General features: G+C 62.0%; 13 protein-coding genes. 7 read left to right on the top strand and 6 right to left on the bottom strand.

The annotated features are described in order from the left end of the window. Positions 1-16: 16 nt before the first annotated feature. The 3 genes from HOY34_RS10825 to lipA form a co-directional block, all read right to left on the bottom strand. Positions 17-691, bottom strand: a complete 675-nt coding sequence (locus tag HOY34_RS10825; protein ID WP_172362471.1) for a hypothetical protein — start codon at positions 689-691, stop codon at positions 17-19. Between the two features lie 192 nt (positions 692-883). Next, complete coding sequence (locus HOY34_RS10830; RefSeq protein WP_172362661.1) at positions 884-1,924, bottom strand: aldo/keto reductase; 1,041 nt, start codon at positions 1,922-1,924, stop codon at positions 884-886. Between the two features lie 209 nt (positions 1,925-2,133). Then, positions 2,134-3,084, bottom strand: a complete 951-nt coding sequence (lipA, locus tag HOY34_RS10835) for a lipoyl synthase (RefSeq protein ID WP_172362663.1) — start codon at positions 3,082-3,084, stop codon at positions 2,134-2,136. A 156-nt stretch (positions 3,085-3,240) separates the two neighbouring features. Here lipA and aqpZ point away from each other — a divergent pair, with 156 nt between their 5' ends. Then, positions 3,241-3,936 (top strand): aquaporin Z, encoded by a 696-nt coding sequence (aqpZ, locus tag HOY34_RS10840; protein ID WP_172362665.1) that lies wholly within the window; start codon positions 3,241-3,243, stop codon positions 3,934-3,936. Positions 3,937-4,017: 81 nt separating this feature from the next. Here aqpZ and HOY34_RS10845 read toward each other — a convergent pair whose 3' ends face one another. Continuing rightward, positions 4,018-5,271, bottom strand: coding sequence for a DUF6456 domain-containing protein (locus HOY34_RS10845; protein WP_172362667.1), 1,254 nt, complete (start codon positions 5,269-5,271; stop codon positions 4,018-4,020). Between the two features lie 201 nt (positions 5,272-5,472). Here HOY34_RS10845 and HOY34_RS10850 point away from each other — a divergent pair, with 201 nt between their 5' ends. Both HOY34_RS10850 and HOY34_RS10855 read left to right on the top strand, forming a co-directional pair. After that, the gene (locus tag HOY34_RS10850) at positions 5,473-5,760 is read left to right on the top strand and encodes a DUF6477 family protein (protein WP_172362669.1); all 288 of its coding nucleotides are present in this window, start codon (positions 5,473-5,475) and stop codon (positions 5,758-5,760) included. A gap of 201 nt (positions 5,761-5,961) precedes the next feature. Beyond that, positions 5,962-7,185 (top strand): DMP19 family protein, encoded by a 1,224-nt coding sequence (locus HOY34_RS10855; protein WP_172362671.1) that lies wholly within the window; start codon positions 5,962-5,964, stop codon positions 7,183-7,185. Positions 7,186-7,290: 105 nt separating this feature from the next. Here HOY34_RS10855 and HOY34_RS10860 read toward each other — a convergent pair whose 3' ends face one another. Further along, complete coding sequence (locus HOY34_RS10860) at positions 7,291-8,832, bottom strand: trimethylamine methyltransferase family protein (protein ID WP_172362673.1); 1,542 nt, start codon at positions 8,830-8,832, stop codon at positions 7,291-7,293. 197 nt (positions 8,833-9,029) lie between these two features. On the opposite strand from HOY34_RS10860, the gene HOY34_RS10865 reads away from it, so the two are divergent. The 4 genes from HOY34_RS10865 to HOY34_RS10880 all read left to right on the top strand — a co-directional run bounded on the left by HOY34_RS10865 (position 9,030) and on the right by HOY34_RS10880 (position 12,608). Further along, entirely contained in the window at positions 9,030-9,932 is a 903-nt protein-coding gene (locus tag HOY34_RS10865; protein ID WP_172362674.1) for a metal ABC transporter substrate-binding protein, read from the top strand. Between the two features lie 86 nt (positions 9,933-10,018). After that, positions 10,019-10,915 carry a manganese/iron ABC transporter ATP-binding protein gene (locus tag HOY34_RS10870; protein WP_172362676.1) on the top strand — a complete coding sequence of 299 codons (897 nt, stop codon included), beginning with the start codon at positions 10,019-10,021 and terminating at the stop codon, positions 10,913-10,915. Further along, complete coding sequence (locus HOY34_RS10875; protein ID WP_172362678.1) at positions 10,915-11,778, top strand: metal ABC transporter permease; 864 nt, start codon at positions 10,915-10,917, stop codon at positions 11,776-11,778. Before HOY34_RS10870 ends, HOY34_RS10875 begins: the two co-directional genes overlap by 1 nt. Next, positions 11,775-12,608, top strand: a complete 834-nt coding sequence (locus HOY34_RS10880) for a metal ABC transporter permease (RefSeq protein ID WP_172362680.1) — start codon at positions 11,775-11,777, stop codon at positions 12,606-12,608. The genes HOY34_RS10875 and HOY34_RS10880 overlap by 4 nt, the downstream gene beginning before the upstream one ends. A gap of 61 nt (positions 12,609-12,669) precedes the next feature. On the opposite strand, the gene HOY34_RS10885 is transcribed toward HOY34_RS10880, so the two are convergent. Then, positions 12,670-12,915 (bottom strand): DUF2312 domain-containing protein, encoded by a 246-nt coding sequence (locus HOY34_RS10885; protein WP_172362682.1) that lies wholly within the window; start codon positions 12,913-12,915, stop codon positions 12,670-12,672. Positions 12,916-13,043: the final 128 nt, after the last annotated feature.

Raw genomic sequence — 13,043 nt, forward strand, 5'->3', positions numbered from 1 at the left:
GTTGCTGATCCCGCGATTACTGGATGCACTGCGTCATCCTCCGGCCGGAATCGTCCAGAACCTCATTACAGCCGAAAAGCGGATCAAAAGGAGAGCATGTGCCCGAGCGGGCCAGGCATTGCCCCGAACACTGGCTGGATGATGTGCAGCTTTTGCCGCCATCCTTCGTCCTGGACACGCAGGAATACATGCCATTTCCGGCAGCGGCCCAGATGCCCTTGCGCTTTTCACAGGCAAGCCAGGCCTCGCTTTTACGGGTTTCAGAGTCGGCCGCGGCGGCTTTTGGGGCCTCTGTCGCCGAGGCAGCCCCTTCGGCATCGGTCGCCCCTGTAGCCTCCCCGGCTGCAACACCTGCCGCCGCGGAGGATTGCGCCGGCTTTTCAGCCGGGGCAGCTGCCGCGGGCGCTTCGGCAGGTGCAGAAGATGGGCCAGCTGCATTTGTTGCCGCATTTGGCGCAGGATCTGATGCGGGATCAGATGTGGGGGCGGCGCTGCCGGTCGCAGGGCCAGGCGCATCCAGCGGCGTTGCCTCAATCGCGCCCCCGGTAAGCACAGAGCCCGCCGTGCCACCGCCACCGGCTGCGCCGCCCTCACCTTTGTCGCCACCAAAGCCCGGCAGGCAGGCCGACAGACCAAAGGCCAGAACCGCCGCACTCAGCAGCTGCGAAATACGATTTCCGAACACGCTCACCAGATCACTTTCATCGGCTGCCCTGCCGTTCCTGCCCAGTTATGTCATTGCGCCAGAGACTGACCTGAAACCCGCAGAGGAACAAGTCACATCCGCCTGGCCGAGGGCCTGACTACTGGCCGAAAGCCGGGCCGAAATGCCAGCCCGTGCAATACCCCCGTGCCAATGCCCCCGCGCCTCAGGACGGGCGCCTCAGAACGGGCGCGGGTGATCGCGGTGCAGCTGATCGATATCGGCCAGCACCTCGGGCGACAGCGTCAGTGCGGCGGCGTCGATGCAGGTTTCCAGATCGGCGAGCTTTGTCGCGCCGATGATCGGCAGCGTGACAAAGGGGCGGCTGCGGCAAAACGCCAGCGACATCTGCACCGGATCCAGCCCATGGCGGGCGGCAACCCCCAGGGTGGCGGCGACCGCCGGGAACACCTGCGGCGTGATGCGGCCGCCAAGGGTGGGCACCACGGCACGGCGGCTGTCAGAGGGGGTGACATCGCCCGCATATTTGCCAGACAAAAGCCCGGTGGCCAGCGGCGAATAGGCCAGCAGCGGCACATCCTCGATCAGGGACAGCTCGGCATGGTCAGTGTCGAACTGACGGCAGAGCAGCGAGTATTCATTCTGGCTGCTGACCATGCGCGGCAGGCCCAGCGTATCGGCCAGATGCAGCCAGCGCGCAGTGCCCCAGACGGTTTCATTCGAAAGACCAATGGCGCGGATCTTGCCCTCGGCGATCAGCGCCTGGGCTGCGGTCAGGATGTCGGTCATCGCCGCCGTCTCGGCGGCGCGGTCGATGCCGGTCGGCGCATAGTCCCAGTTCTGGCGGAAGTGGTAGCTGCCGCGATTGGGCCAGTGCAGCTGATAAAGGTCGATGTAATCGGTCTGCAGGCGGCGCAGCGAATCCTCAACCGCAAGGCGCATCACCTTGCCGTCAATCGGCTGATCAGGGCGGATGACCTGGCCCTTGCCCGCAATTTTGGTGGCGATCACCAGGCGGTCGCGCTGACCCCGGCTGGCAAGCCAGGTGCCGATGATTTCCTCGCTGCGCCCGGCGGTCTCGGCGCGGACCGGGTTGACGGGATACATCTCAGCCGTGTCCCAGAAGGTGACGCCGCGCTCAAGCGCCAGATCGGCCTGGGCATGGCCCTCGGCCTCGGTGTTCTGGCTGCCCCAGGTCATGGTGCCAAGGCAATATTCCGAAACGGTCAGGCCAGAGCGTCCGAGCGGTATCATCTTCATCGGTGTGGTCCTTTTGCGGGGCCATTGCCCCCTGGTGGTCTGGCCGCGCCCGGGCAACCGGCGGCCTTTCGCTGCGTTCTAGACAAAGAACAGGCCAGGGAAAACTGCCAAAGCAGCAGCCCCCGGGCCTGCAGTCATTTCAGGAAAAAATCAGCTGCCCAGGGCCTGCCAGACAACGGCCAACTGCTATAAAATCAGGCAAGGCAGTCTCAGACGCGGCCCAGTTTCTCCTGGCGAGCCGTGCGCAGCTGCGCAAAATCCTCGCCCGCGTGATAGGACGAGCGCGTCAGAGGCGTTGCCGAGACCATCAGGAAGCCCTTGTTGCGCGCCGATTTTTCATAGGATGCGAACTCATCCGGGGTCACGAAATCGGCCACCCGGTGGTGCTTCGGCGTGGGCTGCAGATATTGGCCAACGGTCAGAAAATCGATATCGGCCGAGCGCATGTCATCCATGACCTGCAAGACCTCATGGCGCTTTTCCCCCAGCCCGACCATGATGCCCGATTTGGTGAACATCGAGGGATCAAGGTCTTTGACGCGCTGCAGCAAACGCAGGCTGTGGAAGTAACGGGCACCGGGGCGGACCTCATGGTAAAGCGAGGGCACGGTTTCCAGATTGTGGTTGAACACATCGGGACGCGCCTCGACGACCTTCTCCAGCGCGGCGGGGGCGCATTTCAGGAAGTCGGGCGTCAGGATCTCAATCGTGGTGCCGGGCGAGCGGTGGCGCACCGCGCGGATGGTCTGGGCGAAATGCTCGGCCCCGCCATCCTCCAGATCGTCGCGGTCCACGCTTGTGATAACCACATGGTTCAGGCCCAGCTTCTGCACCGCATGCGCAACGCGGCCTGGCTCAAAGGCATCAAGGTTTTGCGGTTTTCCGGTCGCCACATTGCAAAAGGTGCAGCCCCGGGTGCAGATCTCGCCCATGATCATCATGGTGGCGTGACCCTGGCTCCAGCATTCGCCGACATTGGGGCAGCCCGCCTCTTCACAGACCGTGACGAGGCGGTTTTCCTTCATGATGTCGCGGGTTTTCTTATAGCCTTCGGAATTTGGGGCGCGCACCCGGATCCAGGATGGTTTCTTCGGCTGTTCCTGATCAGGGCGATGCGCCTTTTCGGGGTGCCGCTGGTCGGGAATTTTCAGATCGCGCATGGCATGGCCTCTGGCTTTTTCCCCCTTTTCCGGGGCTTTGGATGAACATAGACATTAACAGGCCCCAAGGCAACGGATTGTGCATGAACACATCCCCAGGGGCCACTGTTCAGGATTTGCCGGGGGTTGTCCCCGGCCCTGCTACCAGGAGGGACAATGTCCAAAAAGTTTACAGCCGAGGTTATCGGCACATTCATCCTTGTATTTTTCGGCTGTGGCGCAGCGGTGATTGCGGGGGCGAACGGCCTTGAGGGCGTCGGTCTGACCGGGATCTCGCTGGCATTCGGGATCTCGATCGTTGCGGCGGCCTATGGGATCGGCCTGATCTCCGGCGCCCATCTTAACCCCGCCGTCAGCCTTGGCATTTTGCTGGCCGGAAAAATGTCACCCGCAGATTTCGTGACCTATGTCATCGCCCAGGTCCTGGGCGCGGTGCTTGGCGCGGCGGTTCTCTACCTGATCATGAGCGGCAAGGCCGGCTTCGTGATGGGGGAATATGCGCTTGGCTCGAACGGATTTGGCGAGAATTATCTTGGCAAGTTCAATATGACCTCGGCGCTGGTCTTTGAGATCGTGGCGACCTTCGTGTTTGTGACGGTGATTTTGGGCGCGACCCAACCCGGCGCCTCGACCATCCTTGCGGCGCTGGCCATCGGTCTGACGCTGACCGGCATTCACCTGGTCGGCATCCAGGTGACCGGGGTTTCGGTCAACCCGGCCCGCTCGATCGGTCCGGCTGTCTTTGCGGGCGGCGCGGCCCTCAGCCAGCTGTGGCTTTTCATCGTGGCGCCGCTGGTCGGGGGGGCCCTGGCGGGCATCGTCCATAAGATCGGCCTGACCCGCGCTGACTGAGCAGCCCTCAGCTACGACATGAACGCGCGCCCTGCCAAAGGGCGCGCGTTTTTCATTCTGTCGGCGCTAAGCGGCCCGCGCCTAGCCGATCAGCGGCCCAGAGCGGCCATAGGTCTCATCATAATGGCGGCGCAGGCGCAAAAGCGCGATCCGCAGCACGATTTTGCCAGAACGCGCTGCCCAGCCCATCCGCCGCTCGGCGCTTTCGACCCCTTCCAGGAAGCAGCACACCCTGAGCGCAATATCCCCCAGCCCCGGCCCCAGATCATCCAGAGCAGCCGCCACCCTGGCCCGCGCCCGGCCCGGCCCCTCAGCCGGCCCCGCGCCGCTCTGAAAGCTGCCGCGCGAACCGGCGGTGAGGAAGTTCTCCCAGTTTTGCGCCACACGTGGCCCCATCTGCGCCAGCTCGAAATCCTCGCGCAGACGCTCGGCCGCGGCGACGAGGTCATGGCTGAGGAAGAGTTCACCATTCTTCTCGCGCCGCCGCCCCAGCACCGCGACCGGGCTTTCTGCGGTATTGAAACGGGTGCGGCGCGGTCCCTCATCGCTGGGAATGCTGCGCTCGACATAGGCGCGATGCGGTGTGGTGAAGGGGGCTGCTGCCTCGGAAAGGCCCGTTGCCGCGCCCCCGGATGCGGCGCGCCCCTCATCCATCTGGCGCCGCAATGCGGCCCGCCCGGCCTGGGTGATGCCATAGGTCGAGATCCGCCCCGTTTTGCGGCAGCTGATCCAGTCTTGCAGGCAAAAGGCCTGGGCGATCCCGCGTTCCAGCACCGCCGTTCTGACGGTGCGCCCATCGGGCAATTCGCGCAGCACGGCGGCCTTTTCCATGTCATTTGCAAAGGCCAGAACTGCCCCCGGCTCTGCCAGACGGCGCAGGATCCGCAAGGCCTCACGGCCCAGCTCGCCCTCATCCGGCAGGGTTTCAGGGGACTGAGTTTCGGGCGACAGAGGTTCGTGATGTAACGCAGCACCCCGACCTGCAGGGGCTGCGGCCAATGCAGCTGCCCGGGCCGGGCTGACGGTGTGGGACAGGGGTTGCGCGGGGATGGGTGTCATGCTTTGGGGCACCTTCTGGCCGTCAGGGGAAGAGGGAATACGCACCGACTGACTAAGCAGGCTGAGAGCTGCATCCATCAGCGGATCGTCGCGGCGGCACTCGTATCGCCTGACCTGTCGCATCACGGTCGAGGCATGCACCCCCCGCGCCCGCGCCAGCGCCCTGAGCGATATCCCCTCTTCGGTATGGCCAAGATACAGCCTGACTGGTTCGGGCACCCAGCCGGGCAGATCCGGCAGCGAAACCATGGGGTCAAAGTCTGTGGTCTGTTCCATCATCTGTTCAGAACATCCGGCTGAGGTATCGGGCAGCTTAGCGGGAACATGGTTACTCAGGCGTTAACTGGTTACGATTTGTCCATAATTGTTTCCAAACCCTAAACAGTCTGAACCAAGGCGAACGATGAATCGCCATGCAGCGCAACAGCAACATTTTCTGCGCAAGACTGCCCTTCTCAACCGCAGAAGGAGCCAGACATGCCCGATTTCCGCGCAGCCCTTTCCGAAATCCGCAGACCAGGCCTTTTGATGCGCGCCGTGCGCTTTGCACTGAAAGACTATCGCAGGGCGAGCGTGCTGAAACGCCTGGCTCCGCATGAAAATCGCTCTGACCGCATCATATCGCGGCTGTTTGAAACCGAGGCCCGGCTGGAGGAAATCCGCCGCAGCGGCCATTCGACCTATGCGATTTCCGACCATATCGAGGTGCTGGTCGCCCTGATCGCGGAAACTCGTCTGCTGCAGCCCAAAGCCGTGCCCGGCTGACCGGAGCCCGAACCGGGAAACGAACCGGGGGGCAGGCCTTTCGGGGCCTGTCCGACACCGCCCGGGCAAGAATAAAACCACCTCCCAAGCAGGTTTTACGCAATCCGGCCAATAATCTGACGCATTCGACCTGCAACCAGAGAGTGGCCCAGTTTCGGGGGGCCCAATTTCTGCCAGGCGCGTTAATGAGTGAGGTGATCTATGTTTTCATGGTTCGGGAAAAAAGCGGCACCAGCTGCTGCAGGCAAAGGTGGTAAACATGAAGGGGCGGCGGGCCAGTTCGCCGGGCCTTTGATCACGAAAATCAGTCTGCCCGAAACCGTATTCGCCCCTGATGCGCCCAATTATGCCGCTGCCGCAGCTTTGGTTGATTTCGCCAACAGCGCCATGCATGCGGCACTGATCCTGCCCACCGAAATCCCGGCAGAGCTGTTCTGGCTTTACTGGACCGATTACTACATCGCGCAGGTCAATAACGGCGGCCATTCGCAGTTTTTCGGCAATAGCGCCAAACAGCCCGGCAAGGCCAATATCCCGGTCCTTGCCTCTGAGGGCCTGTCACTGATCCAAAACACCGGGCTGACCCCGATTCTGAAACAGGCGCTGGCCTGGCATAAGGCCAATCTGCCAGAGGCCATGCTGCAAGACGGCTTCCAAAACCGGGCGGCCCCGCTGGAGGACCTGGACCAAGCCTTCTACAAGATCGGCAGCGACAGCTATTATGACGACCTGAACACCTGGCTGCGCCAGGCTGATATTGTTGAGATCCTGCCTGTCGCCAAATGGCAGGCGCTGCTTGCCGCCCTGCCCGAGCGCAACCCCTTCTACCAGTCCCGCAAACGGACCGCGAGGATCCTCACCCTCGACGCCGAGGCGGGCTCGGTCCCGCTTGGGGCGCTGCGGGCCTGTGCGGCGGCCATGATGATTGACGACAGCTACATTCAGATCAAACGCATCACGAGCGGCAGCTATCATGGAGCAGATCTGCTCTGGTCCCTTGAAACCAGTGCAGGGCCATTGCTGGGACTGGTGGATGACGAACAGGTCATGCTGTTGGCCCGCGAAAAACCGGATAACGCGATCCGTGGGGTGACCAGGGCACCGATGTCGCAGATCACACCGCTGCTGGAATCAGTCACCCTGTGGAAGCCAGGGCGCTACGCCTGGCACTTCTCGCAGAGCAATTTTCCGAATGATCCGGTCGTCCTTGTCGGATTTCCCAGCCGTGTCAGTGAAAAAAGTGACCCGCGCATCGGCAGAGGCTTTTTCTTTATCGGCACCCAAAGTGGCGCAACCTACACCCTCGTCATCGAAAACAAGCGCGCGGTGCTGTTTGAGGTGGTGGCGCATAAGCAGCTGGCGGAACTGTCCGGACGCGCGTTTGCGGCGCTGCGCGATGAGGTTATCGCCCCGCCACAGGCCTGAGGTGGCGGCCAGACAGCTGGCAGGCTGAACGGGCCAGATCACTGAGAAAAACCCGGCCATTGTCCATGGCCGGGCCTGTCTGTCATGCGGTTCGGGCGCAATATCTTACATAAACGCGTCGGGCATCTCGGCCTTGCGACGTGCCACGTAATCCTCAAGTGCCTCACGCTTTGCCGCGTCAAGTTCCGGCGCGACATAATCGGCCAGCATCTTTTTGACCTTCAGCGAGGCCAGCGTCGCGGTGTCACGCGCGCCCTCTTCCTCCCAGGTTTCAAACGGCTTGTAATCCAGCACGTCCGAGCGCCAGAAGGCGGTCTTGAAATTGGCCTGGGTATGGGCACAGCCGAGGTAATGGCCGCCCGGACCAACCTCGCGGATCGCATCCATAGCCTGGGCGTTTTCGTCAACCGAGACGCCCTTGGCCAGGCCATGCAAAGCGCCCAGCTGATCGGCATCCATCACGAATTTCTCATAGGATGAGACCAGACCACCCTCAAGCCAGCCGCAGGCATGCAGCATGAAGTTCACGCCCGACAAAAGCCCCATATTCAGGCTGTTCGCCGTTTCATAAGCCGCCTGGGCATCCGGCAGTTTCGAGCCACAGAACGACCCCGCCGAACGATACGGCAGCCCCAGACGGCGCACCAGCTGTCCGGTGCCATAGGTGATATGGCTGGCCTCAGGTGTCCCGAAAGTCGGCGCGCCCGAGTTCATGTCGATCGAGGTCACAAAGGCCCCCGCAATCACCGGCGAGCCTGCCCGCACCAGCTGGCTATAGGCCACGCCCGCCAGGATCTCGGCCAGCACCTGCGTCAGCGTGCCCGCCACCGTCACCGGCGCCATCGCACCGCCGACGATAAAGGGAGACACAATCGAGGCCTGATTGTTGGCGGCGTAAACCTCCAGAGCGCCCATCATGATGCCATCGAAAGTCATCGGCGAGTTGATGTTGATGAGGGACGTCATCACCGTGTTCTGATCGACGAAATCCGACCCGAACAGGATCTTCGACATATCGACCGAATCCTGCGCCCGCGAGGGTTCAGTGACCGAGCCCATATAGGGCTTGTCGGACAGCGTCATATGCGCCAGCAGCATGTCGAAATGGCGCTTGTTCACCGGGATATCGGTCGGCTCACAGACCGTTCCGCCGGAATGGTGCAGCCATTTCGACATATAGCCCAGCTTCACGAAATTGCGGAAATCCTCGATGGTCGCATAGCGGCGGCCGCCTTCCAGATCGCGCACGAAGGGCGGGCCATAAACCGGGGCCAGCACCAGGCTGTTGCCGCCGATATCGACATTGCGGGCCGGGTTGCGGGCGTGCTGGGTAAAGCTGGACGGCGCGGTCGAGCACAGCTTGCGCGCAAGGCCGCGCGGGATATGCACGCGCTCGCCGCGCACATCGGCCCCGGCCTCACGCCAGCGCTGCAGGGCGGCGGGGTTCTCGACGAAATTCACGCCGATCTCTTCCAGCACCGTCTCGGCATTGTATTCGATGATCTGAAGCGCCTCTTCGTTCAGCACCTCAAAATTCGGGATATTGCGGCTGATGAATTTGGCGGTCTCAAAGCTGACAGCGGTGCGCTCTGCACGCCGTGCTGCACCACCACCCCGCGCCCGACGGCCTTCGGTCACATCCGACATCTCATCCTCCTGGATCTCTCTTAGTGACGGGATACTCCTGCGGCCAGGCAGACCGCCAGGTGTTTGCGGCGCTTTTGCGCCATTTGCGACATTTCTGGCGGCCAGATGCGACAGCCCTGCCCCTTTGGCGCAAAAATCAGCGGTTGACAGTTGAGAATGATTTGCATTTACATCTAGGCAACAAGGAAGGACAAGCAATGAACAGATTTCTGAGAGCTTCGGCCGCCACCATTTCGGCGCTTTTGCTGACCAGCGGCATGGCCCTGGCCGAGGACAGGCTGAAGGTGGTGACCACATTCACCGTCATCGCCGATATGGCGCAGCATGTGGCGGGAGATGCGGCAGAGGTGGTCTCGGTCACCCGCCCCGGCGCAGAGATCCACGGCTATGAGCCGACGCCCCAGGATCTGGTTCGTGCGATGGATGCCGATCTGATCCTGTGGAACGGGCTGAACCTGGAACTCTGGTTCGCGGGGTTCCTGGAGAACCTGGGCGACATCCCCTCGGCCACCCTGACCGATGGCATTGATCCGATTGCGATCTCGGCGGGCTCGTATCAGGGCAAGGCCAATCCGCATGCCTGGATGGGTCTGGATAACGCGCTGATCTATATCGACAATATCGAGAAGGCCCTGTCCGCCCAGGACCCCGAGAATGCCGCCACCTATGCCGCCAATGCCAGCGCCTATAAAGAGCAGCTGAAGGCCGCGATTGAGCCCCTTCGCGCCCGCATCAATGCCATCCCCGAGGATCAGCGCTGGCTGGTCACCTGCGAAGGCGCCTTCTCTTACCTCGCGCGTGACTTCGGGATGAAAGAGCTTTATCTCTGGCCGATGAACGCCGACCAGATGGGCACACCGCAACAGGTGCGCAGCGTGATTGACGGCGTGAAAGAGAACCATATCCCGGTGGTATTCTGCGAAAGCACCGTCAATACCGCCCCCGCCGAGCAGGTCGCGCGTGAGACCGGCGCGGCCTATGGCGGCGTGCTTTATGTCGACAGCCTTTCCACCGCAGATGGCCCGGTGCCGACCTATCTGGATCTGCTGAAAACAACGTCAGAGACCATTGCAATCGGGCTGGAAGGCGCAGCCAACTGAGATTCGTTCTCAAAAGCACTTCTCTGCCGCGCAATCGCGTGGCAGAGTTTCCCCGTTAAGACCATTCCAGCAAAGCCAGGAAGATCATGTCGCAAACTCCAGCCCCCCAGACCCAGGCCATAGCAGCCGGTGATCCGGGCGGCGGCATCACGGCCTCTGACGTGACGGTCACCTACCGCAACGGCCATACCGCGCTGCGCAATGCCGCATTCCGGATCCCGCGCGGCACGGTGACGGCGCTGGTGGGTGTGAACGGGGCCGGAAAATCCACGCTTTTCAAGGCGATCATGGGTTTTGTGCCGCTGGCCAAAGGCGAGATCCGGCTGCTGGGTATGACCGTGCGCGAGGCGCTGAAGAAAAACCTGGTGGCCTATGTGCCGCAGTCCGAGGATGTCGACTGGTCCTTCCCGGTGCTGGTCGAGGATGTGGTGATGATGGGGCGCTATGGCCATATGGGCTTTTTGCGCATCCCCTCTGCGGCGGACAAGGCGGCGGTCGATCAGGCGCTGGCGCGGGTGAATATGCTCGACTACCGCCATCGCCAGATCGGCGAGCTGTCGGGCGGCCAGAAAAAGCGCGTCTTTCTGGCGCGGGCGCTGGCGCAGGATGGCCAGGTGATCTTGCTGGACGAGCCCTTCACCGGCGTCGATGTGAAGACCGAGGAACAGATCATCACCCTTCTGCGTGAGCTGCGCGATGAGGGGCGGGTGATGCTGGTTTCCACCCATAACCTGGGCTCGGTGCCCGAGTTTTGCGACCGGGTGGTGCTGGTCCGCGGCACGGTTCTGGCCTATGGCCCCACGGCCGAGACCTTCACCCATGACAATCTGGAAGAGGCCTTCGGCGGCGTATTGCGCCGCTTTACCCTCTCGGGCGATCAGCTGCATGACGATGACGATCCGCGCCATGTCTCAATCCTGACCGATGATGAGCGCCCGCTGGTGCAATACGGCCATGAGACCAAAACCCGGGGAGAGCCGTGATGTCCACCCTCTGGGAGCCCTTCACCTATTCCTATATGCTGAATGCGATGTGGGTCTCGGCGCTGGTGGGCGGCGTTTGCGCATTTCTCTCGGCTTATCTGATGCTTAAAGGCTGGTCTTTGATCGGCGATGCGCTGTCACACTCGGTGGTGCCAGGCGTCGCGGGGGCCTATATGCTGGGCCTGCCCTTCGCGCTTGGGGCGTTTTTGTCGGGTGGCCTTGCGGCGCTGGCGATGCTGTTTCTGTCAGACCGGACGGGGCTGAAATCGGACGTGGTGATCGGGCTGATCTTCACCTCGTTTTTCGGGCTGGGGCTTTTCATGGTCTCGCTGAACCCGATGTCGGTCTCGATCCAGACCATCACCATGGGCAATATCCTGGCGATCACCCCCGGCGACACGCTGCAACTGGCGATCATCGGCTTTGTCACCCTGGCGGTGCTGATTGCAAAATGGAAAGACCTGATGGTGGTGTTCTTTGACGAAAACCACGCGCGTTCGGTCGGGCTGCATCCGGGGCTGATGAAGGGTATTTTCTTCACGCTGCTTTCGGCCTCGGTCGTCGCTGCGATGCAGACGGTCGGGGCGTTTCTGGTGATTGCACTGGTGGTGACACCCGGCGCCACCGCCTGGCTGATTTGCGACCGTTTCGGGCGGCTGATCGCGCTTTCCGTGGCCATCGGCACCGTCACCAGCTTTGTCGGCGCCTATATCAGCTATTTCCTCAATGGCGCGACCGGGGGCGTGATCGTCTGCCTGCAAACCGCGATCTTCCTGCTGGTCTTCGTCTTTGCCCCCAAACACGGGCTGCTGGCCGCGAAACGCCGCGCGGCCCTGGCCCTGCGCGAAGAGGTGGCGAAATGATCGAGACGCTGACGCTGCCATTCCAGTTTCCCTTCATGCAAAAGGCCTTCCTGATTTCCGCCATGATTTCAGTGCCCTGCGCGCTGCTGTCATGCTTTCTGGTGCTGAAAGGCTGGGCGCTGATGGGCGATGCGGTCAGTCATGCGGTGCTGCCAGGCATCGTGCTGGCCTATATCTGGGGCTTTCCGCTGATCATCGGCGCCTTTGTCGCGGGCATGTTCACCTCGGTTGCCACCGGCTGGCTGTCGGAAAACAGCCGCATCAAGCCTGATACCGTGATGGGCGTGGTGTTTTCGGGGATGTTTGCTGCCGGAATCGTGCTTTACACCTCGATCGAAAGCGACGCCCATCTCGACCATATCCTGTTCGGGAATATGCTGCGGGTCAGCAGCCAGGATCTTTGGACCGCCGGGCTGATTGCGGGCTTTGTGACGCTGGCGCTGGTGATCAAATGGAAAGACCTGATGCTGCATGCCTTTGATCCGGCCCAGGCGCGGGCCTCGGGGCTGCGGGTTGGGATCTTGCATTACGGGCTGCTTGCGATCCTGTCGCTGACCATCGTCGCGACCCTTTCGGCGACCGGGCTGATCCTGGCGGTCGGCCTGCTGATCGCCCCCGGCGCGATTGCCTTCCTGCTGGTCCGCCGCTTTGGCCAGATGCTGATCGTGGCCTCGCTTTGCTGCTTTGTGGCGATGATGACCGGGATCTGGGCCAGCTTCTGGCTGGACGCATCGCCCGCCGCGACAATCATCCTGGTGCTGACCGCGATGTTCCTGCTGGCCTTCTTAAGACGCAGCATTCAGATCCGCGCACAAAGCCGCGCCATATAAAGAAAAACGGGGATCAGCGATCCCCGTTTTTTTTACTGAATGATCCTGACGACGGGCGGCCTCAGCTCATCCCGAGCGCGGTCATATAGACCTCAAGGATGGCATCCTCTTCCTGGCGCTCATTGGCATCTTTCTTGCGCAAAGACACGATCTTGCGCAGCGCTTTGGTGTCGAAACCGCGGCCCTTGGCCTCGGCATAGACCTCTTTCAGCTGCTCGGCGATGTCTTTCTTTTCGGCTTCGAATTGCTCGATCCGCTCGATCAGCTGGCGCAGCTCATCTGCGGTAACATTGAAGGCGTCGTTCATTCTTCTCTCCGCTCTGGCCGTATTATTTGCCTCAGACGCAGAGATAGCCTGCCCAGCCCCCTGGATTCAAGCGCTGCCAGCGATCCGCCTGCCCCCTTGCGCCAGGCCCGCGCAGCGTTTAGCCAGCG

This window comes from Pseudogemmobacter hezensis (genome assembly GCF_013155295.1).
Lineage (GTDB): Bacteria > Pseudomonadota > Alphaproteobacteria > Rhodobacterales > Rhodobacteraceae > Pseudogemmobacter > Pseudogemmobacter hezensis.